Source organism: Neisseria sp. P0024.S006 (assembly GCF_051956595.1).
Classification (GTDB): domain Bacteria; phylum Pseudomonadota; class Gammaproteobacteria; order Burkholderiales; family Neisseriaceae; genus Neisseria.
The window spans coordinates 330,946-353,329 of sequence record NZ_JBQCXH010000004.1 but is presented as its reverse complement, the minus strand read 5'-3'; the positions used below and the strand labels follow the sequence as shown (position 1 = coordinate 353,329).

19 protein-coding genes are annotated in these 22,384 nt (G+C 49.3%); 15 read left to right on the top strand and 4 right to left on the bottom strand.

What is annotated here, in order from left to right:
- Window positions 1–386 precede the first annotated feature (386 nt).
- Both ACTHUF_RS09500 and coaBC read left to right on the top strand, forming a co-directional pair.
- The gene (locus tag ACTHUF_RS09500) at window positions 387–1,616 is read left to right on the top strand and encodes a tetratricopeptide repeat protein (protein ID WP_049348869.1); all 1,230 of its coding nucleotides are present in this window, start codon (window positions 387–389) and stop codon (window positions 1,614–1,616) included.
- 34 nt (window positions 1,617–1,650) lie between these two features.
- Window positions 1,651–2,829: a bifunctional phosphopantothenoylcysteine decarboxylase/phosphopantothenate--cysteine ligase CoaBC gene (gene coaBC / locus ACTHUF_RS09495; protein WP_440407526.1), complete on the top strand. Its 1,179-nt coding sequence runs from the start codon at window positions 1,651–1,653 to the stop codon at window positions 2,827–2,829.
- A gap of 56 nt (window positions 2,830–2,885) precedes the next feature.
- Here coaBC and era read toward each other — a convergent pair whose 3' ends face one another.
- Entirely contained in the window at window positions 2,886–3,815 is a 930-nt protein-coding gene (gene era / locus ACTHUF_RS09490; protein WP_036493257.1) for a GTPase Era, read from the bottom strand.
- Between the two features lie 64 nt (window positions 3,816–3,879).
- Window positions 3,880–4,599 (bottom strand): ribonuclease III, encoded by a 720-nt coding sequence (gene rnc / locus ACTHUF_RS09485; RefSeq protein WP_003683027.1) that lies wholly within the window; start codon window positions 4,597–4,599, stop codon window positions 3,880–3,882.
- Window positions 4,600–4,853: 254 nt separating this feature from the next.
- Between rnc and ACTHUF_RS09480 the strand changes: the two genes are divergently transcribed.
- From ACTHUF_RS09480 to nusB, 3 genes are all read left to right on the top strand, one after another.
- The gene (locus ACTHUF_RS09480; protein WP_293205217.1) at window positions 4,854–5,177 is read left to right on the top strand and encodes a DUF2185 domain-containing protein; all 324 of its coding nucleotides are present in this window, start codon (window positions 4,854–4,856) and stop codon (window positions 5,175–5,177) included.
- 93 nt (window positions 5,178–5,270) lie between these two features.
- Entirely contained in the window at window positions 5,271–5,750 is a 480-nt protein-coding gene (gene ribH / locus ACTHUF_RS09475) for a 6,7-dimethyl-8-ribityllumazine synthase (RefSeq protein WP_293205160.1), read from the top strand.
- Window positions 5,751–5,871: 121 nt separating this feature from the next.
- The gene (gene nusB / locus ACTHUF_RS09470; RefSeq protein WP_004519698.1) at window positions 5,872–6,300 is read left to right on the top strand and encodes a transcription antitermination factor NusB; all 429 of its coding nucleotides are present in this window, start codon (window positions 5,872–5,874) and stop codon (window positions 6,298–6,300) included.
- Window positions 6,301–6,417: 117 nt separating this feature from the next.
- Here the strand turns inward: nusB and ACTHUF_RS09465 are convergent, their stop codons facing one another.
- Window positions 6,418–6,840: a type IV pilin protein gene (locus ACTHUF_RS09465; protein WP_107697200.1), complete on the bottom strand. Its 423-nt coding sequence runs from the start codon at window positions 6,838–6,840 to the stop codon at window positions 6,418–6,420.
- Window positions 6,841–7,129: 289 nt separating this feature from the next.
- On the opposite strand from ACTHUF_RS09465, the gene ACTHUF_RS09460 reads away from it, so the two are divergent.
- The 10 genes from ACTHUF_RS09460 (at window position 7,130) to nagZ (ending at window position 21,477) form a co-directional block, all read left to right on the top strand.
- Window positions 7,130–8,311 carry an efflux RND transporter periplasmic adaptor subunit gene (locus ACTHUF_RS09460; RefSeq protein WP_101755936.1) on the top strand — a complete coding sequence of 394 codons (1,182 nt, stop codon included), beginning with the start codon at window positions 7,130–7,132 and terminating at the stop codon, window positions 8,309–8,311.
- Window positions 8,312–8,392: 81 nt separating this feature from the next.
- Window positions 8,393–10,330 carry a MacB family efflux pump subunit gene (locus ACTHUF_RS09455; RefSeq protein ID WP_440407525.1) on the top strand — a complete coding sequence of 646 codons (1,938 nt, stop codon included), beginning with the start codon at window positions 8,393–8,395 and terminating at the stop codon, window positions 10,328–10,330.
- A 62-nt stretch (window positions 10,331–10,392) separates the two neighbouring features.
- Complete coding sequence (locus ACTHUF_RS09450) at window positions 10,393–11,775, top strand: TolC family protein (protein WP_440407524.1); 1,383 nt, start codon at window positions 10,393–10,395, stop codon at window positions 11,773–11,775.
- 111 nt (window positions 11,776–11,886) lie between these two features.
- Window positions 11,887–12,753: a DUF808 domain-containing protein gene (locus tag ACTHUF_RS09445; RefSeq protein ID WP_315093072.1), complete on the top strand. Its 867-nt coding sequence runs from the start codon at window positions 11,887–11,889 to the stop codon at window positions 12,751–12,753.
- Between the two features lie 55 nt (window positions 12,754–12,808).
- Window positions 12,809–14,356: an apolipoprotein N-acyltransferase gene (gene lnt, locus ACTHUF_RS09440; protein WP_440407523.1), complete on the top strand. Its 1,548-nt coding sequence runs from the start codon at window positions 12,809–12,811 to the stop codon at window positions 14,354–14,356.
- Window positions 14,357–14,634: 278 nt separating this feature from the next.
- On the top strand, window positions 14,635–15,498 hold the full coding sequence (gene rpoH / locus ACTHUF_RS09435) for an RNA polymerase sigma factor RpoH (RefSeq protein ID WP_004519690.1): 864 nt from the start codon (window positions 14,635–14,637) through the stop codon (window positions 15,496–15,498).
- 149 nt (window positions 15,499–15,647) lie between these two features.
- Window positions 15,648–16,901, top strand: coding sequence for a glutamyl-tRNA reductase (gene hemA / locus ACTHUF_RS09430; RefSeq protein ID WP_315093068.1), 1,254 nt, complete (start codon window positions 15,648–15,650; stop codon window positions 16,899–16,901).
- 240 nt (window positions 16,902–17,141) lie between these two features.
- Window positions 17,142–18,641: a DegQ family serine endoprotease gene (locus ACTHUF_RS09425; RefSeq protein WP_440407522.1), complete on the top strand. Its 1,500-nt coding sequence runs from the start codon at window positions 17,142–17,144 to the stop codon at window positions 18,639–18,641.
- A 133-nt stretch (window positions 18,642–18,774) separates the two neighbouring features.
- Window positions 18,775–20,295: a Na+/H+ antiporter NhaC family protein gene (locus ACTHUF_RS09420; protein WP_440407521.1), complete on the top strand. Its 1,521-nt coding sequence runs from the start codon at window positions 18,775–18,777 to the stop codon at window positions 20,293–20,295.
- 96 nt (window positions 20,296–20,391) lie between these two features.
- Complete coding sequence (gene nagZ, locus ACTHUF_RS09415) at window positions 20,392–21,477, top strand: beta-N-acetylhexosaminidase (RefSeq protein WP_315093064.1); 1,086 nt, start codon at window positions 20,392–20,394, stop codon at window positions 21,475–21,477.
- 76 nt (window positions 21,478–21,553) lie between these two features.
- On the opposite strand, the gene ACTHUF_RS09410 is transcribed toward nagZ, so the two are convergent.
- Window positions 21,554–22,300, bottom strand: a complete 747-nt coding sequence (locus tag ACTHUF_RS09410) for an amino acid ABC transporter permease (RefSeq protein ID WP_049322801.1) — start codon at window positions 22,298–22,300, stop codon at window positions 21,554–21,556.
- Window positions 22,301–22,384: the final 84 nt, after the last annotated feature.

Here is a 22,384-nt window from a genome sequence, read left to right as displayed (position 1 = left end):
TCGAATTATACAGTACAATTTTTAAAAGTCAACTAAAATTATCGAAAATTTCAACCAACTGTGTTATACTGTCTGCTTCGTTTTCTTCACCGCGTCAGCAGCGAAGAACCGAACTATACGCCTCCCAGCAAAACCAGTCAACACCCAATTTCAAGAAAATTGCAAAATTTTTCTCAACTATCTGTATTTAAATAATTTTAAATTTATCAAAATTTATACATTCACTAGATATACAGAATCTTCAAAGATAATAGCCCTACAACTTTGTTCTTATTTGCCACATTCAGATGCTATATCTCTTTATATTGCTGGCGCTTTGGTCCTATCTACTCTTACAATCTACACTTTCTTCAATAAAACAATCATAAATTTAAAATTGTCCTATTATGAGCAACCAACAAATCCAACAAAAATTTGAACAGGCATACCACTCTTTTATCGAAGAGGAAAATTACGAGGAAGCGCTTAAACGTGCGGAGATTCTTTGCCTTCTCAATCCACAATCTGTCGAATTTCATCACAAAGTTGCTTATGTCTATCTAAAGCAATTGAAATGGGAAAAAGCCATTGAAGCCGAAATGAAAACATTGGAGCTGGATAGTGCCTATATCCCTGCTTTGGATTTACTTGCACACGCATACGGCGGTTTGGGAAATTGGGAAAGAACCGGATTTTATGGCCATCAGGCTTTGGTCTTGAAAGATAAAGCCATACCTGACCTTCAGCATGAAATTATTCCCGCACCGGCGCCAAAAGATGGAAAACGGATTATCTCGTTTTCTTTATTTGGTAATAGTTCCAAATATATTGAGCCTGCCGTCTTAAATACCCAGCTTGCTCCTGTTCTTTTTCCTGGCTGGACATGCCGTTTCTATGTTGATGATTCTGTTCCGGCCGAAGCCATCCAACGGTTTAAAGCCAATGGTGCGGAGGTTATCCATATTGATCCTCAACTGCGCAACTGGCCTGGAACGATGTGGCGTTTTCTTGCGATAAATGATCCTGAAGCTGAATATGTGATATTTCGCGATGCTGATTCTATTATTTGTTATCGAGATGCAGCTTCTGTTTCGGAATGGATAAAAAGTGGCGCCCTATTCCACACCATACGCGATTCGGGCTCACATACTGCTTTAATTCTTGCAGGTATGTGGGGGGCCAAGGCCGGTGCCGTCCCTAATATGCGGGAAAGAATTCAAAACTTTATTGATAGCGGCTATTCTTCAAGGCATTTTGCGGATCAAGATTTCTTAGAAAAAGAATTGTGGGCCTATATACGCCAAAATCTCTTTGCACATGACCGACTGTTCAACTTCCGTAATCCGCATGACATCCCCGGAGAATTCAACCCCGATTATCAAATTGCTTTCTGCGAAGGTGCAACCAGCTTCAACGCGACAACCGATTATGAAGATAACAGCTTGGCGAGATGGACTTTATATTCGCGTGTATCCCCTTTAGTCAATCGGGATTATTCGCTTAATATTGTTCCTGAATTTAAGGTATGCAGTTACGTAACTGAAGTAAAAAACGGAATTGTTTCAGCTTCCTTACCCAGAAGATACGGTAATGCCATTAAAGCAGGATTGGCAAAAATCAATATCGAGAGAATTTGATTCGAAACAATAGTTTAACTAAACATCCAATATCATGAGCAAACACATTCTCCTCGGCATCACCGGCGGTATTGCGGCGTATAAATCTTGTGAACTGGTCAGATTGCTGAAAAAGCAAGGACATTCTGTTTCGGTGGTGATGGCGGATTCTGCAACGGAATTTGTCTCTCCGCTGACTTTCCAAGCATTAAGCGGCAATCCCGTGTTATCGGATACCTATTCAGGCGCTTCCAATAATGGCATGGCGCACATCAATCTGACGCGCGAAGCCAACGCATTTCTTATTGCGCCTGCGACTGCCAATACGATTGCCAAAATTGCCAACGGATTGGCCGACAACCTGCTGACTACTTTGGCCGCAGCCAGAAAATGTCCTTTAGCCGTTGCGCCTGCAATGAATGTTGAAATGTGGAACAACCCTGCCAACCTGCGCAATATTGAGCAACTGGCTTCAGACGGCATTACCGTGTTTTACCCAAACAATGGCGAACAGGCTTGCGGTGAAACAGGTACTGGCAGAATGGTCGAAGCGGTCGATCTGGCAGATTTGCTAGAAGATTTATGGACACCCAAGCTGCTGAGCGGCAAAAAAGTTCTGATTACAGCCGGCGCAACGTTTGAAGCCATCGACCCTGTCCGCGGCATTACCAATATTTCCAGCGGACAAATGGGCATGGCTTTAGCGCGTGCGTGCCGTGCCGCCGGCGCAAAAGTCACGCTGATTTACGGTCAAATTCAGACGGCCTTGCCAGCAGGCTTGGCTCATTCTGAACAGGCTGTCAGCGCAGAAGCCATGTATCAGGCAGTCCACCGCCATATCCATGAACAAGATGTCTTTATCTCTGTCGCAGCCGTTGCCGACTATAAAGTCAAAAACAGCAGCAACGAGAAACTGAAGAAAAACGGCAATCAGCCTCCGGTTATCGAGCTGACAGAAAATCCGGATATTCTCGCATCCGTAGCCGCCCTGCCTTCTCCACCATTCTGCGTCGGCTTCGCTGCCGAAAGCCATCAGGTTTTGGAATTTGCTCGGGCAAAGCGTTTACGCAAAAACGTACCGATGCTGGTAGCCAACCAAGTCTCCGTTTCCATGGGCAAGCCAACCAATCAAATTACCATTATTGATGACCTTGCCGAAACCTCCTTTCCGGAAACATCCAAACGCCAAGCCGCGGATGAAATCGTCAAACGTCTGGCTGAATTGTTGTCTTAATCAAACAAAAGGCCGTCTGAAAGTTTTTCAGACGGCCTTTGTTCAAACACATTACATTACAAACCCAATTCGCGCAGGAAACGAATATCGTCTGCCCAACCGGATTTCACTTTCACCCAAATCTTCAAGAAGACTTTGGTATCAAACAATTTCTCCATATCAAGGCGAGCTTCAGTAGAAATTTTCTTCAATTTCTCCCCACCCTTGCCAATCAGAATCGCTTTTTGGCTGTCTTTATCGACCAACACTGCGATATAAATGCGGAACAGTCCGCTTTCCTCTTCCTCAAACTGCTCCACTTCAACATTCATCGCATACGGCAACTCTTCGCCCAAATAGCGGAACAATTTTTCGCGCACAATTTCCATCGCCAGGAATCGGCTGGATTTGTCCGTGACCATATCTTCCGGATACATTGGGATACTTTCCGGCAGATAAGGCTTGAGCAGTTCCAGCAGATTGGCAATACGCAGGCCATGTTTCGCGCTGACTGCCTCGCTGGCGGCAAACTCAAACTCTTGGCGCACTTCATTGATAAAAGCCTCAAGCGCAAATTTGTCTTTGGCTTTATCTTTATCAATTTTATTGACCACCAATACCACAGGCGTATGCTTAGGCAACTGCTTCAACACCACACGGTCGGCATCGGTAAAGCGCATGGCTTCCACCACAAAAACCACCACGTCCACACCGCTCAACGCTTCGGTTACGTTTTGATTAAGACGGTCGTTCAAGGCATTGCGGTGATTGGTTTGAAAACCCGGCGTATCAACAAACACAAATTGCGCCGTGTCGTCGGTGTAAATACCGGTGACACGGTTGCGTGTGGTTTGTGCTTTTTTACTGGTAATACTGATTTTCTGACCGATTAAATGGTTCATCAGCGTGGATTTGCCGACATTAGGACGACCCACGATGGCCACAAAGCCGCAACGATAATCCGTCGGGTGTTGCGACTCGTTTTGCAAAAAGGTTTCGATATCCATTTATACATGACTTTCTTGATTGTTTCAGACGGCCTTTGCATTTTCTCAAAGGCCGTCTGAAATATTATTTTTTAGCTTTTTTTAAAGGGAACTTCTGTTCCAACCATTCTAAGGCTTCACATGCCGCTTTTTGCTCGGCCACTTTCCGACTGCTGCCGCGTGCATTGCAGATGAAACCAAGTTCACCCAAATCGCAGGAAATCACAAACATCGCATCAGCCGTCTGCTCCGCCTGCTCTTCAATTCGGTATTTCGGCAGGGCAAAGCGGCGTGCCTGCAAGGCTTCCTGCAAAGCGGTTTTACTGTCTTTCTTGCCGATATTCAAATCCGCACGTTTCACACGTTCCGCAAACAAATGGCGAACTACTTTTTCCGCCGCAGAAAAATCTGCGTCAAAACTGACCGCCGCAAACATCGCCTCCATCGCGTCGGCCAAAATCGAAGGCCGTCTGAAACCGCCGCTCTTCAACTCGCCGGCACCCAAATACAAACCGTCGCCGACATTCATTTCCAACGCGATTTCAGCCAACACGCCTTCATTCACCAAAGCCGCGCGCATCCGCGACAACTCGCCTTCCGACAATTTCGGAAACGCGTCAAACAACATCCGCGCCACGGAATAGTTCAAAATCGAATCGCCGACAAATTCAAAACGCTCATTGTGTTTGGCATTGTAGCTGCGGTGGGTCAAAGCCTGCTGAAGCAGCTCCATATTGCGGAACTCATAGCCCAGACGCTTTTGAATCGCTCGATGCGCCTGCTGTTTGAGCAAATCAGGTTTCATTCCATACTTTCAAAAAAACAGCCGGAAAGCACGCTTCATCCGCAGTGAAACAAAATAAAAAGGCTACACCGGCAACTTTTTTATTTTGGCTCATTGTTTCTTGCGTCCCTCAAGCCGATAAACAATCAAAAGCCGTCATGTTCAAACCTGACGGTACTTGCCGACATTGTACCATCAAACTGCCCCTGCACACATCCGTGCGGAAAAGCGGCGAATCGTGTAAAATCATGCCAAATCATCTCTTTGTCAACTCCATGAACAAATTTGCCCAAGCATTGGCCGCAGCGCTCGACCGCTGCATTGTTACCAACACCGTCGCCGAACAAGGCGAACCCGCCGGCTTCCTCTACCGCGAAGCCCCCGTATTTGAAAACGACAGCGGCTGGCGTATTTTCAGCGGCGACGAAACCGACGAATACACCGACAATCCCGACAACTTCAGCATTGTCAGCCTCTCCGCCATTACCGCAGACAATCCCGACATCGCGCCCCTGCTGACTCAGGCAGAAGGCAGCGCGTGGGAATTAAACGAAGACGGCGAGTTCCAAGCCGTTGCCGATTGGCAGCCGCAAGAATAATCCATCCCCATTTCGTTTCATACGGCCTTCCCCCTAACCAGGCCGTCTGAAACCGAGCCGAATCCCTATTTCACCAATATTGAAGGAATCATCATGAACATTATCGAACCCCGCCTCGACGGTACCAACTTGCGCATCGGCATCGTTCAGGCCCGCTTCACCAACGAAATCGGCAGCGAAATGGTCAAAGTTTGTTGCTGCACCTTAAAAGAATTGGGCGTAGCCGAAGACAACATCACACTTGCCACCGTTCCCGGCGCGCTTGAAGTGCCTATCGCGCTGATGAACCTCGCTTCATCCGAACAATTCGATGCCCTGATTGCCATCGGCGTTGTCATTCGCGGCGAAACCTACCACTTTGAATTGGTATCTAATGAGTCCGGCGCAGGTGTCAGCCGCGTCGCCCTTGACTACAACATCCCGATTGCCAACGCCATCCTGACAACCGAAAACGACGAACAAGCCGTCGCACGCATCGAAGAAAAAGCCTCCGATGCCGCCAAAGTTGCCGTAGAATGTGCCAACTTGGTCAATCATCTTTTGTCAGAACAATACGAAGACGACGAAGAATAAACTTCTCCCCGTATTGAATACAGCATATTTTCAGACGGCCTCCCAATCATGACATTGAGGCCGTCTGAATCATTCAATATTCAGCCGACAACCCTCGGCACCCTCTTCACAAGGAATACCCATGAAAAGCCCACGCCGCCGCGCACGCGAGCTTGCCGTACAAGCCATTTATCAAGCAGGCATCAACAAAACTGCCGCTCCCGAAATCGCCAAAAACATCCGCGAACTGTCCCAAGCGCCCAATATGGATGAAGAGCTGTTCAACAAACTGTTTTTCGGCGCACAAACCCATGCCGAAGAATACATGGAAAAAATCAGCCCCCTGCTCGACCGCGACGAGAAAGACCTCAGCCCTATCGAACGCGCCGTTTTGCTGGTTGCCTGCCATGAGCTGAGCACCATGCCTGAAACCCCCTATCCTGTCATCATCAACGAAGCTATCGAAGTTACCAAAACTTTCGGCGGCACCGATGGCCATAAATTCGTCAACGGCATCCTAGACCAACTGGCTTCCCGCATCCGCCCCGACGAACCGCGCCGCAAAGGCTAAAATTGACTTCACATCGGGTCGAGATTACCAATCTTTGCCCTGTATAAGCTAATGTGCCTATGCAGCCAAACCATCAAAAAGGCCGTCTGAAATTCAGACGGCCTTTTATCTTTCGATTTATTCTGATTTTGGCATTTCATAACCGGGACAGTTTTGCTTGTCGCTGCTTGCCCAGATGATACCGCTGTCGTTGTAATAAACGGTACAGGTTTCATTTGCGTTGGTTTCTTTGTTAGGCACTGCCTTCAAAATATAACCTGAATCGGAAGGAGTACCTTCAAAACCAATATCAAAATATTGATTCTGCTGTAAATTTTTAGCAGGAAAATCCTCATTATCAGGAAAATCCTTAAATGTCCTTTTTTGAGTATAGTAGCGTTCGAGTTGTTGGGCGTTATGAAGCATCTGTGTGCGGACGGCGGCAAGGCGCGTTTGGCGGATGTAGTTTTGATAAGACGGATAGGCGATGGTAGCAAGAATGGCTGCAATCACAACGACTATCAGCAACTCGATAAGCGTGAAGCCTTGTTGGTGTTTCATTTTATTTGTGTCGTTAATAATTGGAATAAGACATGAATATTATAGTCGTTTTCTTGCGGCTTAAATGTTCAGATTCGGAGGGAGTTTGGGAATTTATGTAAACGAGGTACAAGTTCTGAAAAATATCTTCATCCTTTTATTTTTTATTTCAATAAGTTAAACTTCAATTTAAACCGACCGTCTCTTGGTTGGCCTTAGTCTTTACAGTAAAATCCAGTTGTTTTTTTGTTTCTATCAATACATTTGTTGCTTGTGTGCGACGTTATTTTATTGAATTGGTTCCTTTTATATGTCTAAAGTTTTCAAGTGGGCGGCCGGTACGGCTGTTATCGTGGCTGCGGCTTTCGGCGGCTGGTCTTTGATGAAGCCTGAGCCTCAGTCTTCTTTTATTACGGAAGTGGTCAAACGCGGCGATATCCGTCAAACCGTATCGGCAACCGGCGAAATCTCGCCTTCCAATTTGGTGTCCGTAGGCGCGGAAGCTTCAGGCCAAATTAAAAAACTGTATGTGAAACTGGGCCAACAAGTGAAAAAAGGCGATCTGATTGCAGAAATCGACTCAACCAATCAGCTCAACACGTTGAATACCGAAAAATCCAAACTGGAAACTTATCAGGCAAAATTGGTTTCTGCCGAAATTGCGCTTTCCAGTGCGGAGAAAAAATATAAACGCGAACTTGCCTTATGGAAAGAACAGGCCACTTCCAAAGAAGATTTGGAATCTGCACAAGACTCTTTAGCCGCAGCCAAAGCTAATGTCGCCGAACTGAAGGCCTCCATCAAACAATCCAAAATCTCCATCAATACGGCCGAATCCGAACTGGGCCACACGCGGATTACCGCCACCATGGACGGCACCGTAGTCGCCATTCCTGTTGAGGAAGGCCAATCCGTCAATGCGGCGCAATCTACGCCGACCATTATCCAGCTGGCCAATCTGGAAACCATGTTAAACAAAATGCAGATTGCCGAAGGCGATATTACGAAAGTCAAAGCCGGTCAGGATATTTCGTTCACCATTTTGTCCGAACCGGACACGCCGATTAAAGCAAAATTGGACAGTGTCGACCCCGGCCTGACCACCATGTCTTTGGGCAGCTACACCAGCAGCACGGACACGACTTCCAATGCGATTTACTACTATGCCCGCGCCTTGGTGCCAAATTCCGACGGCAAACTTTCCATCGGCATGACCACTCAAAACACGATTGAAATCAACGGCGTGAAGAATGTCTTACTGGTACCGACGCTGACTGTAAAAAAACATAACGGTAAATCCTATGTCAGCATTTTGGGTGCAGACAATAAAGCGGTAGAACGCGAAGTAACCGTCGGTTTGAAAGACAGCATGAATACCGAAATCAAAAGCGGCTTGAAAGAAGGCGAAAAAGTAATCGTTTCTGAAATGAGCGCAGACGAAAAGAATAAGAGCAGCGAACGCGCGATGATGGGCGGCGGCCCTCCCCGCTGATTGATTAAGGCCGTCTGAAAGGTTTGGCTGTGTTTCAGACGGCCTTGGTTTCTGTATGTCTATTTTTCGCCCGGAAAGATTATGAGTTTAATCGAATGTAAGAATATCAACCGTTTTTTCGGTAGCGGTGAAAACCGTGTGCACGTATTGAAAGATGTCAGCCTTTCTATTGAAAAAGGCGACTTTGTGGCGATTATCGGCCAATCCGGCTCGGGCAAATCGACGCTGATGAATATCTTGGGCTGTCTGGATACCGCCACCTCCGGCTCTTATCAAATCGACGGCATCGAAACATCGCAAATGCAGCCGGATGAGCTAGCAGCTTTGCGCCGTGAGCGTTTCGGCTTTATTTTCCAGCGTTACAACCTGTTAAGCTCGCTGACCGCCCGAGACAACGTCGCCCTGCCTGCCGTGTATATGGGCATGGACAGCAAAGAGCGCGCGGAACGTGCAGAAAAATTATTGGGCGATTTGGGTTTGCAAAATAAAGAAGGCAACAAACCCAGCGAACTTTCCGGTGGCCAGCAACAGCGTGTTTCGATTGCCCGCGCGTTGATGAACGGCGGCGAAATCATCTTTGCCGACGAACCGACCGGCGCATTGGATACCGCCAGCGGTAAAAATGTGATGGAAATCATCCATAAGTTGCATGAAGACGGGCATACCGTGATTATGGTTACCCACGACCCGGGCATTGCGGCAAATGCAAACCGCGTCATCGAAATCCGCGACGGTCAAATTATTTCGGATACGTCTAAAAATCCCGATATCCCGCCCAGCAAAGTGGAGCGGATTAAAGAAAAAGCTTCCTGGTCGTTTTATTACGATCAATTTATGGAAGCATTCAAAATGTCGGTACAGGCGATTATGGCGCACAAAATGCGTTCGTTACTGACCATGCTGGGGATTATCATCGGTATCGCTTCGGTGGTATCGGTGGTGGCCTTGGGTAATGGCTCGCAACAAAAAATCCTGGAAGACATCAACTCGATGGGCACAAACACCATCAGCATCTTCCCTGGACGCGGTTTTGGCGACCGTAGAAGCGGACGAATCAAGACACTGACGATTAATGACGCAAAAGCCATCAGCCAACAAAGCTACGTCGCCTCTGCCACCCCTCAAACCAACTCCGGCGGCACCTTGACCTACCGCAACACCGACCTGACCGCCTCGCTTTACGGCGTAGGCGAACAATATTTCGACGTACGCGGTTTGAAATTGGAAGAAGGCCGTCTGTTTGATGATGACGATGTAAAAACCGATGCCCAAGTCGTCGTTATCGACCAAAACACCAAAACCAAACTCTTCAGCGAAGGCGTTAATCCTTTAGGCAAAACCATCCTTTTCAAAAAACGCCCGCTAACCGTCATCGGCATTATGAAAAAGGATGACAACTCATTCGGCAATTCCGACTCGCTGATGCTTTGGTCGCCTTATACAACGGTCATGCACCAAATTACTGGTGAGAGCCATACCAACTCCATCGTTGTCAAAATCAAAGACGATGCCAACACGCAGGTTGCTGAAAAAAGCCTGACCGAGTTGCTGAAAGCACGCCACGGTACAGAAGACTTCTTTATGAACAACAGCGACAGCATCAAAGAAATGGTTGAAAGCACGACCGGCACCATGACGCTACTGATTTCTTCCATCGCGGTCATCTCTTTGGTGGTCGGCGGTATCGGCGTGATGAACATCATGTTGGTCTCCGTTACCGAGCGCACTAAAGAAATTGGCGTACGCATGGCAATCGGCGCGCGGCGCAACAATATTTTGCAGCAGTTTCTGATTGAAGCCGTCTTAATCTGTATCATCGGCGGCCTGTCAGGCGTATTGTTGTCCGCAAGCATCAGCCTGGTGTTCAACTATTTTGTTACCGATTTCCCGATGAGCATTTCCATGGCTTCCGTCATCGGCGCAGTTGTCTGCTCAACCGCCATCGGCGTCGCGTTCGGCTTTATGCCTGCCAACAAGGCTTCCAAGCTCAACCCGATTGATGCCTTAGCTCAAGATTGATTATGTTTCAGACGGCCTATTATCTTAAGGCCGTCTGAAATGCCGTTACCCGAAAGATTTTTATGAAGACGAAACCTTTTTCCCAAGCAGCCTTGTCATTGGCTGTTGCCCTTGCCCTAAGTGCGTGCGCCGCGCCTAAAGCCAATCCGAACCTGACGTTGGAAGCAACCGGCCAAGTCATGAGTACGGCGGAAACTGCCGAACGCTACGATGTAAACGGCAACTGGTGGGAAATCTACCAAAGCCCGCAGCTCAACGCGCTGATGGAGCAGGCGCTGGCGAACAATATCGATTTGAAACAGGCGGCCATCAGCGTCAACAAGGCTTTGTACCAAGCCAATATTTTGGGCGCGGATTTGGTACCTTCGTTCAGCGGCTCGTTGGGTGCGAATGCTTCTAAAAACCTGAAAACCGGCAGCCACGGTAATACCTTCAGTAGCCAGCTTGGCTTAAGCTATGAATTGGATTTGTGGCGCAAACTCAGTGCCACTGCCGATGCGCAGGTATGGGAATACCAAGCCACGCAGGAAGACATGGCCAACACGCGCCTGACTTTGATTAATAATGTCGCCGATGCGTATTTCAATATCGCCTACCTGAACGAAGCCATTGAGTTGGCGCAAAAATCGCTGAAGCAATATCAGGAAATCAACCGCATTGCGAATGCCAAGTTCCGCTACGGCCGGGCCGATTCCAGCCAGCCGACGCAAGCTAAACAGTCATTGTTGAACGCAGAAAACAGTCTGTTGTCTTTGCAAAACAATTTGGATACGCAAAAACAGGTTTTGCGTAATTTATTGAATTTAAGGCCGTCTGAAAACATGGCCGCCGATCCGGCACAATTCCGCCTGTTGCCTGTCAAAGGCGTGAACTTGGACGTACCGATTACCGTTTTAGCCAACCGCCCCGACCTACGTGCCGCCGAATACCGCCTACAAGCGTCGCAACAATCGGTCAACGCGCAAAAACGCAGTTGGTATCCATCGATTACTTTGGGCGCAAGTTTGAGTACGTCTTCCGATAAAGCGAAAAGCACGTTCAATATCCCCATGTTGGGCGGTTCGGCCACCATCAATCTGCCTTTCCTCAATTGGCAGACCATGAAATGGAAAGACAAAACCGTACAAGCGGAGATGGACAGTGCCAAGCTGAATTTTGAAAAAGCCCTGACCACCGCGCTCAACGAAGTCAACACCAACTACCTTGCCTACAAAAACGCGCAGGCCGGCCTTGCCAATCAGGAACAGCGTTATCAATTGGACAAGAAAAACAGCCATTACTATCAAGTGCGCTACCAACACGGTAAAAATGAACTGAAAGACTGGCTGGAGGCTTTGAATACGGAATACAGCTCGGCACAAAACCTGCTGAACCAACGCTATGAGGCTTTAAAATACGAAAATATGGTCTACAAAGCCATGGCGGGACGTTATACGCCGAAATAGCATTTTTAGACGGCCTTTGGTTAATTTCCGTCAAAGGCCGTCTGAAACCATTCAAGCAACTGAATTTTCATATATAATCGCGCGTTTATTTGATTTTATCCGGATAACATTATGGCCTTCGCCTCTCTCTTTACGCTTTTGGACGACATTACCGCCGTTTTGGACGACGTAGCGATGATGACCAAAGTCGCCGCCAAAAAAACCGCCGGCGTGGTCGGCGACGATTTGGCACTCAACGCCAATCAGGTAACCGGCGTATCTGCCGAGCGCGAATTGCCGATTATTTGGGCGGTGGCAAAAGGCTCTCTGGTCAACAAGCTGATTCTGGTGCCGCTTGCGCTGTTGCTTTCCGCTTTCGTGCCTGCGCTGATTACGCCGTTGCTGATGATCGGCGGTGTTTATTTGTGTTTTGAAGGCGTAGAAAAACTGTTGCACAAATTTCTGCACCGCAATGAACACGAAGACGGACACGATGCCGAGCCTGAAGTTACAGACGAAAAAACAAAAGTTAAAGGCGCGGTCCGCACAGATTTCATCCTCTCCGCCGAAATCATCATTATTGCGCTGGGCGTTGTTGAAAAATATGACCTGATAACACGTTCTTTGGTTATGGTTGCCATCGGTATCGGCATGACGGCGTTGGTGTACGGCTTGGTCGGTATTATTGTCAAACTTGACGACCTCGGTATGATGCTGATGCGCCAGAAAAGTGCCGCCGTACAAGGCATCGGACGCGGTTTGATTTCATTTATGCCTTGGTTTATGCGCGGCTTGAGCATTGTCGGTACGCTGGCGATGTTCTTGGTCGGTGGCGGACTGATCGCCCACAACCTTGGTTTTTTGCACGACTTCCTCCACGCGCAACATTGGGACAGCGGCATGATGGAACATATCGCCAATCTGGTGGTCGGAGTAGCCGCCGGTGCCTTAGCTTGCGCCATCGTCCTGCCTGCAATGAAATTGTTTCAAAAAGACTGATTTTGTTTCCCTGCCGTCTGAAAACCTTTCAGACGGCCCCAATACCATTTAAAGCATGAATATTTTCCGTAAACTCGAACAATACTGGCAACACCCGCTGCTGTACTGGCCGCTGGTCATCTTGATTGCCGCCGCGACGCCGTTCACTTTCGCCCCGTATTATCATTTCTGGCTGATGCCGCTGTTGTTTGGCGCGCTGATACGCCTGATTGAATTGCGTCCGCGCTTCGCCGTCATGACTGCCTATCTGTTCGGATTAATCGGTTATACGGCGCAGTTTTATTGGATACACACTGCCTTACATGATGTTTCGGGTCTGCCGGATTCATACGCCATCCCCCTCACCTTCCTGCTGCCGGCATTTCTTGCGCTTTATCCGGCCATCTGTTTTTGGGTGTGGAGAAAATGCAACCTGGCGCGCTGGGCCAAAACCGGCCTCCTGCTGCCGATTTTGTGGACGCTGGCAGAATTTGCCCGCGAACGCTTCCTGACCGGATTCGGCTGGGGTGCCATCGGCTATTCCCAAATCATCAAAGACAGCCCGTTGGCAGGTTTCGCGCCGTTAGGCGGCATTCATATGGTCACGCTGGCAACCGCTTTCCTCAGCGCATGGCTGGTGTTGCTGATTGACAACCACGGCCGTCTGAAACACCGCCTTCTGCCCTTATTCCTTATCGTTGCGCTCTGCTCCGTCGGCTATATTTCCCAACAAACCGAATACACCCGCCCCGACGGCAGCACCAGCACCGTCGCCCTGATTCAAGGCAATATCGAGCAAAATCTGAAATGGAAAGAAGAACAAATCATTCCGACCATTCAGAAATACTACGAACAAATCAGCAAAACCAGTGCCGACATCGTCATCCTGCCTGAAACCGCCTTGCCGCTGATGCGCCAGGACCTGCCCGAAGGCATCTTAGAACAATTCGCCGAACAGGCGCAAAGCAACGGCAGCGCATTGGCCATCGGTATCAGCCAATATACGCCCGACGGCAACGGCTACGAAAATGCCGTCATCAATTTGAGTGACTATCACAACAGCACTTCCGATACCATCCCCTACTACGCCAAGAACCACCTCGTTCCATTTGGCGAATACAAGCCATTGCCCATCATTACCGAGCGCCTCTATAAAATGATGGATATGCCTTTGGCCGACTTCCAAAAAGGCGGCGACAACCAAGCGCCTTTGATAATGAAAGATCAAAAAGTCGCCTTCAATATCTGCTATGAAGACGGTTTCGGCGACGAACTCATCGCAACGGCCAAACGCTCCACCCTGCTTGCCAACATCAGCAATATGGCGTGGTACGGCAAATCCAATGCCATGTACCAGCAGCTTCAACAGTCCCAAGCACGCGCAATGGAGCTGGGCCGCTACATGGTTCGCGCCACCAATACCGGCGCAACCGCCATTATTTCCCCTAAAGGCACGATTGTTGCCGAAGCCCAGCCGGATACAGAAACCGTCCTCGAAGGCCACGTCAAAGGCTACATCGGCGAAACGCCTTACATGAAAGCAGGCGGCTCAACCTGGCTTATCAGTATTTTGGCCACCATCAGCGTATTCCTTATCCTAATCGGCAGAAAGAAGTCTGAATAAAATTTTAAGACCTTGTTTAACAAGGTCTTTTTTATTGCTATAACTATTTACATACAGAAATGTTTGTAATATACTTATTCAAAACCTAGCAAATCACTCAAATTTTCAAAGACAATCAACTCCTGCAATTTAAGCAGCAAAAACTATTAAATCCATCGTTTAATTTACAGAAAAAATCCAACCCATAACAAAACAAACCACAGGCAGTGTTATACTGCTTGTCACACAATAAACAAAAAGCCGTTTTCAGACGGCCTAATCAAGGAGAGCATCCTTTTATGAATAAAGCTTTTGCATTACCCGTTATCCACAGCGGCAACGGTAGCCTCGAGCAATACATTCATACAGTCAACAGCATTCCCATGCTGACTGCCGAAGAAGAAACGCAACTGGCCGAACGCCAACAAAAAGGCGACCTCAACGCCGCCAAACAGCTTATTCTGTCCCATCTTCGCGTCGTCGTATCCATTGCACGCGGCTACGACGGCTACGGCCTCAACCAAGCCGACCTGATTCAAGAAGGCAATATCGGCCTGATGAAAGCCGTCAAACGCTACGAGCCAAGCCGCGGCGCGCGCCTGTTTTCGTTTGCCGTGCATTGGATTAAAGCCGAAATCCACGAATTCATTTTGCGCAACTGGCGTTTGGTCCGCGTTGCCACAACCAAACCGCAGCGCAAACTGTTCTTCAATCTGCGCAGCATGCGTAAAAACCTGAATGCCTTGTCTCCAAAAGAAGCGCAAGAAATCGCCGACGATTTGGGCGTCAAATTGTCCGAAGTCTTGGAAATGGAACAACGCATGACCGGCCACGACATCGGCATCATGGCAGAAAACAACGATGACGAGGACAACTTCGCCCCTATCGACTGGTTGGCAGACCACGATGCAGAGCCCAGCCGTCAATTGTCCAAACAAGCCCACTACGCCCTGCAAACCGAAGGTCTGCAAAACGCCTTGGCACAACTGGACGACCGCAGCCGCCGTATCGTTGAAAGCCGCTGGTTGCAAGACGATGGCGGTTTGACTCTGCACGAATTGGCTGCCGAATACGGTGTATCTGCCGAACGCATCCGCCAAATCGAAGCCAAAGCCATGCAAAAACTGCGCGGTTTCTTGGCAGAAGAAGCAGAAGCCGTTTAAGCCTTTCTTGATAAAAAGGCCGTCTGAATCTTTTCAGACGGCCTTTTCGATGGCAAACCTCATCATATCTTATCCCCCCAACACATTCATTTTAAAGCCCACTTAAGCTATAATAGCCACCACACACACTACCCGGTCATACCATAACCATGCAACTTACCGTCGTCGGACTCAACCACCAAACCGCGCCCTTAAGCATACGCGAAAAACTGGCATTTGCTGCTGCAAATCTGCCGGATGCCGTGTCCAACCTCGCGCGCAGCGAGGCGGCGGAAGAAGCAGTCATTCTTTCTACCTGCAACCGTACCGAGCTTTACTGCGTCGGCGAATCCGAAAAAATCATCAACTGGTTGGCAAAATATCACAATCTGTCCGTCGAAGAAATCCGCCCCTACCTCTATACCCTAGACAACAACGAAACCGTCCGCCACGCCTTCCGCGTCGCCTGTGGCTTGGATTCCATGGTCCTGGGCGAACCGCAAATTCTCGGTCAAATCAAAGATGCCGTCCGCGTTGCGCAAGAACAAGAAAGCATCAATACCCACTTAAACGCCCTGTTTCAAAAAACCTTTGCCGTTGCCAAAGAAGTGCGCACCGATACCGCTGTCGGTGAAAACTCCGTCTCTATGGCTTCCGCATCGGTCAAAATGGCAGAGCAAATCTTCCCTTCCATTTCCGACCTTAACATCCTCTTTATCGGCGCAGGCGAAATGATCGAGCTGGTGGCCACTTATTTTGCCGCCAAAAACCCCAAGCTCATCACCGTTGCCAACCGTACACACCAGCGTGCGCAGGAATTGTGCGACAAACTCAGTGTCAACGCCGAAGCCTGCCTGCTGAATGAATTGCCCGATATTCTTCATGATTATGACGTGGTTGTTTCTTCCACCGCCAGCCAACTCCCCCTCGTCGGCAAAGGCATGGTCGAACGTGCATTGAAAAAACGCCACAACATGCCTGTTTTCCTACTGGATTTGGCCGTTCCGCGCGACATTGAAGCCGAAGTCGGCGAATTGGAAGACGCATATCTCTATACCGTGGACGACATGATGGATATTGTCCAAAGCGGTAAAGACGCGCGCAAAAAGGCAGCGGCGGCAGCTGAAAGCATGGTGGAAGAAAAGGTCAGCGAATTTATCCGCCAGCAGAAAAACCGCCAAAGCGTTCCGCTTATCCGTGCCTTACGCGACGAAGGCGAACGCGCACGCCGCCAAGTGCTGGAAAATGCCATGAAACAACTGGCAAAAGGCGTATCGGCCGAGGATGTCCTCGAGCGCCTCTCCATTCAGTTGACCAACAAACTGCTCCACTCTCCGACACGCACGCTCAACAAAGCCGGCTCGGACAACAGCGAATTAATCGATGCCGTGGCGCAAATCTACCACTTGGACCAACACGACTGACCGTAATTTAAAGGCCGTCTGAAAGAAGCGAGACAACAGGTTCTATGCCAAAGTTTTCAGACGGCTTCAAAGCAACAAATTTCAATCATCATTTTTTCATTTAAAATGAAATGCTTGAAAAAAAACCGTTAAAGTGTAAAAATCCTACTTTATACATTTGAACAACATTCAAACAATAAAACTGCCTGCCGGCTCAAATACATGCCGACAATAAGATAGGCACCGGCAAAAGGAACTTTCGTGCATATTAAAACAAACACATATCTGGCCCTTGCTGTCCTCTCAGCATCCCTTCTTTCAGGTTGCGACAAAGTCAGCACCTTTTTCGGCAAAGAAGAAAGCAAAGAACTCGTCCAACGCATAGAAACCAATACCGATGACGGTAAGGTCGGCATGCTGTTGCCCGATTTCGCCCAATTGGTACAAAACGAAGGACAGGCCGTCGTCAATATTCAAGCAACTCCGGCAAAACGCACTGCGACACCGGATGACGACCACAGCATGGACCTGAGTCAATTCCCAGACAACGACCCGTTTTACGAGTTCTTCAAACGCCTCGTTCCCAATATGCCCGATATGCCTCAAGAAGAGGCCGAAAGCGATGATTTGAATTTCGGCTCCGGCTTCATCATCAGCAAAGACGGCTATATCCTGACCAATACCCACGTGGTTGCCGGCATGGGCAACATCAAAGTCCTGCTCAACGACAAACGCGAATACACGGCCAAACTGGTCGGCTCAGACGCCCAATCCGACGTTGCCCTCTTAAAAATCGAGCCGCAAGAAGACTTGCCGGTTGTCAAAATCGGCAATCCGAAAGATTTGAAACCGGGCGAATGGGTAGCCGCCATCGGCGCGCCTTTCGGCTTTGACAACAGCGTAACTTCAGGCATCGTCTCCGCCAAAGGCCGCAGCCTGCCGAATGAAAACTACACGCCGTTCATCCAAACCGACGTTGCCATCAACCCCGGCAATTCAGGCGGCCCGTTATTCAACCTCCGCGGCCAAGTGGTCGGCATCAACTCGCAAATCTACAGCCGCAGCGGCGGTTTCATGGGTATTTCGTTTGCCATTCCGATTGATGTCGCTATGAATGTGGCCGACCAATTGAAAGCCAACGGCAAAGTCCAACGCGGCCAATTGGGCGTGGTTATCCAAGAAGTTTCTTACGATTTGGCCAAATCTTTCGGTTTGGACAAAGCAAGCGGCGCGTTGATTGCCAAAATCATGCCGAACAGCGCAGCGCAACAAGCCGGTTTGCAAGTCGGTGATATTGTCCGCAGCGTGAACGGAGAAGAAGTCCGCGCTTCCAGCGATTTGCCGGTCATGGTCGGCTCGATGATGCCGGGTAAAGAAGTGACTTTGAGCATTTGGCGCAGCGGCAAACAAACCGATGTCAAAGTCAAACTTGGCAGCGCAGCCGAACAAACGGAAACATCGGCCAAAGAAACCGAACAGCCGCAACACGAAGGCGACCGTGACGGCTTTACCGTTGAAAACGCAGGCCTGACTTTGCAGGTTGAAAACGCAGACGGCAAACAACGCTTGATCGTTCTGCGCGTTAGCGGTGCGGCCGAACGTGCCGGCCTCAAACGCGGCGACGAAATCATTGCCGTCAGCCAAATCAGCGTCAATGACGAATCCACTTTCCGCAGCGCCTTGGAAAGCGCAGGCAAAAACGTACCGCTTCTGGTGCAACGCGACGGCAACACCTTGTTCCTCGCACTCAATCTGCAATAGCAAGATTTTCAGACGGCATGATGATGCATTAAATGATAAAATACCCATCAGTCAGAGGCGGTGGGTATTTTGTTATCCGCTTTCCAAATCTAGGCCGTCTGAAAATATTTCACTGCTTATATACAATATAATTATGCAACTTATTAATTATTCGAATTCTATTTTATCCATTGTTCCGGCAGCCATCGCGCTCGCCCTGGCCATTGCTACGCGCCGTGTATTGCTGTCCCTGGGTGTCGGCATTATCGTCGGCTCATTCCTGCTGGTAGGCGGTAATCCGCTTGATGCCTTGGTTCACTTGAAAGACATGGCCGTCAGCCTGACTTGGGCGGACGGAGATTGGTCTTTGGGCAAACCCAAAATCCTGCTCTTCTTGGTACTTTTGGGGGTTTTCACTTCTCTGCTGACGCATTCCGGCAGTAACCAAGCATTTGCCGATTGGGCGAAACAGCACATCAAAGGCCGCCGCGGCGCGAAGCTGCTGACTGCCTGCCTGGTATTCGTTACCTTTATTGATGACTATTTCCACAGTCTTGCCGTCGGCGCGATTGCCCGCCCTGTAACCGACAAATTCAAAGTTTCCCGTGCCAAACTGGCTTACATCCTGGACTCCACTGCCGCACCGATGTGCGTTTTGATGCCGGTATCCAGCTGGGGCGCATCGATTATTGCTACTTTGGCCGGCCTTTTGGTAACGTACAACATCACAGACTACACACCGATGGGCGCATTCGTGGCCATGAGCCTGATGAATTACTATGCCGTCTTCGCATTGATTATGGTGTTTGTCGTGGCCTGGTTCTCTTTCGATATCGGCTCAATGGCTCGTTTGGAACGCGCCGCTTTAAACGAAATTCATGATGAAACCGTTGACACCGGCCATCCTAACGGCCGCGTATTCGCGTTGATTGTACCGGTTTTGGTACTGATCGCCGCCACGGTTTCCGCCATGATTTACACTGGCGCACAAGCTTCTGAAACCTTCTCTTTGCTCAGCGCATTTGAAAATACCGATGTGAACACTTCCCTCGTGTTCGGCGGCACTTGCGGCGTATTGGCCGTCATTCTCTGCACCATCGGCACCATCAAAACCAGTGATTACCCCAAAGCCGTTTGGCAGGGCATCATCTCTATGCGCGGCGCCATTATCATCTTGATTTTGGCATGGATTATCAGCACCGTTGTCAGCGAGATGCACACCGGCGAATACCTCTCCACTTTGGTGGCAGGCAATATCCATGCAGGCTTCCTGCCCGTGATTTTATTTCTGCTCGCAGGCGTGATGGCCTTCGCTACCGGTACAAGCTGGGGCACATTCGGCATCATGTTGCCGATTGCCGCCGCCATGGCCGTCAAAGTCGAACCAGCGCTGATTATCCCCTGCATGTCCGCCGTCATGGCCGGTGCCGTATTTGGCGACCACTGCTCGCCGATTTCCGACACCACCATCCTCTCTTCTACCGGCGCACACTGTAACCACATCGACCACGTTACCTCGCAATTCCCTTACGCACTGACCGTTGCCGCCTCTGCCGCTATCGGCTACCTGATTTTAGGCATGACCGGCTCTGCGCCTTTAGGTTTTGTGGTAACCGGTATCGTGATGGTTGTGTTGATTTTCATCTTAAAAGACAAGAACAAAGCAACTGCCTAATTCAAAACCAATATTCAGACGGCCTGAGATATTCCGACACGCTCAGGCCGTCTGAATATTGCAATTACCCATATATCCATTATTCAGGACAAAACAATGAATATGCCCCATCTTCCACGCGGCCCCGTCATGGCCGACGTCGCCGCCTACCATCTGACCGAAGAAGAAAAACAACGCCTGCTCGACCCTGCCGTCGGTGGCGTTATTTTGTTCCGCCGCAACTTTGAAAACGTCTCCCAGCTCAAAGCTTTGGTTCAAGAAATCAAAGCCGTCCGCACGCCTGAACTCATCATCGCCGTCGACCACGAAGGCGGACGGGTTCAACGTTTTATTGACGGCTTCACCCGCCTGCCGGCCATGAACGTATTGGGTGAAATTTGGGACAACGAAGGCCAAGAAGCCGCCTGCGCCCAAGCAGAACAAGTCGGCTGGGTTTTGGCAACCGAACTCTCCGCCTGTGGTATCGACCTATCCTTCACGCCTGTATTGGATTTGGACTGGGGGCAATGCGCCGTTATCGGCAACCGCAGTTTCCACCGCGACGCCAACATCGTAACCCAGCTTGCCCTTGCCTTACAAAAAGGCCTGAACAAAGGCGGCATGAAATCTTGCGGCAAACACTTTCCCGGCCACGGCTTTGTCGAAGGCGACAGCCATCATGTCCTGCCTTGCGACGAACGCAGCCGCGAAGCGCTCGAAGCCGCCGACCTTATCCCCTTCCGCGCACTGAGCCAAGCAGGCATGGCCGCAGTCATGCCTGCCCACGTCGTATACCCGCAAATCGACAGCCAACCTGCCGGCTTCTCTGAAAAATGGCTGAAACAAATCCTGCGCCAAGAAATCGGATTTAACGGCGTTATCTTTTCAGACGACCTGACCATGGAAGGCGCATGCGGCGTCGGCGGTATTAAAGAACGCGCCCGACTTTCTTTTGAAGCAGGCTGCGATATTGTACTGGTATGCAACCGCCCTGACTTGGTCGATGAATTGCGAGACGGTTTTCACGCGCCGGCAAACGCCGATTTGGCAGCACGTTGGCAATACATGGCCAATACATTGACCGTACAAGAAGCTGCCGACATCATGGCAACTGAAGCATTCCAAGCCGCCCAACAAGCAACTGCCAAACTGGCAACGCCTAAAGACATCGCAGGCGGTGTCAAAGTTGGCGAAGCATTCTGATTCAAGGCCGTCTGAAACATTGACGGCAAATAAAAAAGGAAGACTTTTCAAGTCTTCCTTTTTTGATTCAAACCGATTAGCGGTGTTGCGGATTGTATCGGCTTTCCAATCGCAGGAATACCCAACCCAAAAAGCTTGTCAGCACCAAATAAATCAGCGCAATCGTATAAAGCGGTTCCTCATAGACAGAATAGCGGCCAGTAATCGTGCTTTGTACATAAGCCAACTCAGCCACACCGATGACGGACAACAATGAGCTGTCTTTCAACAAAGTAATAAATTCACTGGCCAATGGCGGCAACATACGGCGCAACGCTTGAGGCAAAATGACATAACGCATTGCCTGAGTATAGGTCAGCCCCAGAGAACGCGCAGCTTCCATTTGGCCTTTATCAATTGATTGAATACCGGCACGGAAAATTTCACAAATATACGCACCCGAGTTTGCAACCAAAGCCAAAGAGCCGGCAATCAGCGCACCATAAGAACGGCGCAGATCAACAGCTGCTTCGCCGCTAATCAGCACACCGTCGGCCGGGTGAACGAAAAATGGGAACCAAACATAAGCCCAAATCACAATTTGTACAAACAATGGCGTACCACGAAACAGCGTCACATACCAAAAAGAAATCTTACGCAATACCCAAGCCAAAGCACGCATCGGTGCACCGGCTTTTTCCGGATTGATCAAACGCGCCAATGCCAGCAGCAAACCCAAAACTGAGCCGCCTGCCGTTGCAACCACCGTCAGTCCCAGCGTCGTCAACACGCCGTAAAAAAACATCCAGCGGTATTCATAAATAATGTCAAAACGAAAATCCATAAACCTTCCGTCGGTCAAAATCGGTAACGAATCCGAATATTTTTTAAAATGAAGCTTGATATTTTACAAGAAAATACATTGCTT

What these genes read in the sequence shown, in the direction of transcription:
- ACTHUF_RS09500 (WP_049348869.1), top strand. Translation starts at nt 387, where the DNA reads ATGAGCAACCAACAAATCCAACAAAAATTTGAACAGGCATACCACTCT.
- coaBC (WP_440407526.1), top strand. Translation starts at nt 1,651, where the DNA reads ATGAGCAAACACATTCTCCTCGGCATCACCGGCGGTATTGCGGCGTAT.
- era (WP_036493257.1), bottom strand. Translation starts at nt 3,815, where the DNA reads ATGGATATCGAAACCTTTTTGCAAAACGAGTCGCAACACCCGACGGAT.
- rnc (WP_003683027.1), bottom strand. Translation starts at nt 4,599, where the DNA reads ATGAAACCTGATTTGCTCAAACAGCAGGCGCATCGAGCGATTCAAAAG.
- ACTHUF_RS09480 (WP_293205217.1), top strand. Translation starts at nt 4,854, where the DNA reads ATGAACAAATTTGCCCAAGCATTGGCCGCAGCGCTCGACCGCTGCATT.
- ribH (WP_293205160.1), top strand. Translation starts at nt 5,271, where the DNA reads ATGAACATTATCGAACCCCGCCTCGACGGTACCAACTTGCGCATCGGC.
- nusB (WP_004519698.1), top strand. Translation starts at nt 5,872, where the DNA reads ATGAAAAGCCCACGCCGCCGCGCACGCGAGCTTGCCGTACAAGCCATT.
- ACTHUF_RS09465 (WP_107697200.1), bottom strand. Translation starts at nt 6,840, where the DNA reads ATGAAACACCAACAAGGCTTCACGCTTATCGAGTTGCTGATAGTCGTT.
- ACTHUF_RS09460 (WP_101755936.1), top strand. Translation starts at nt 7,130, where the DNA reads ATGTCTAAAGTTTTCAAGTGGGCGGCCGGTACGGCTGTTATCGTGGCT.
- ACTHUF_RS09455 (WP_440407525.1), top strand. Translation starts at nt 8,393, where the DNA reads ATGAGTTTAATCGAATGTAAGAATATCAACCGTTTTTTCGGTAGCGGT.
- ACTHUF_RS09450 (WP_440407524.1), top strand. Translation starts at nt 10,393, where the DNA reads ATGAAGACGAAACCTTTTTCCCAAGCAGCCTTGTCATTGGCTGTTGCC.
- ACTHUF_RS09445 (WP_315093072.1), top strand. Translation starts at nt 11,887, where the DNA reads ATGGCCTTCGCCTCTCTCTTTACGCTTTTGGACGACATTACCGCCGTT.
- lnt (WP_440407523.1), top strand. Translation starts at nt 12,809, where the DNA reads ATGAATATTTTCCGTAAACTCGAACAATACTGGCAACACCCGCTGCTG.
- rpoH (WP_004519690.1), top strand. Translation starts at nt 14,635, where the DNA reads ATGAATAAAGCTTTTGCATTACCCGTTATCCACAGCGGCAACGGTAGC.
- hemA (WP_315093068.1), top strand. Translation starts at nt 15,648, where the DNA reads ATGCAACTTACCGTCGTCGGACTCAACCACCAAACCGCGCCCTTAAGC.
- ACTHUF_RS09420 (WP_440407521.1), top strand. Translation starts at nt 18,775, where the DNA reads ATGCAACTTATTAATTATTCGAATTCTATTTTATCCATTGTTCCGGCA.
- nagZ (WP_315093064.1), top strand. Translation starts at nt 20,392, where the DNA reads ATGAATATGCCCCATCTTCCACGCGGCCCCGTCATGGCCGACGTCGCC.
- ACTHUF_RS09410 (WP_049322801.1), bottom strand. Translation starts at nt 22,300, where the DNA reads ATGGATTTTCGTTTTGACATTATTTATGAATACCGCTGGATGTTTTTT.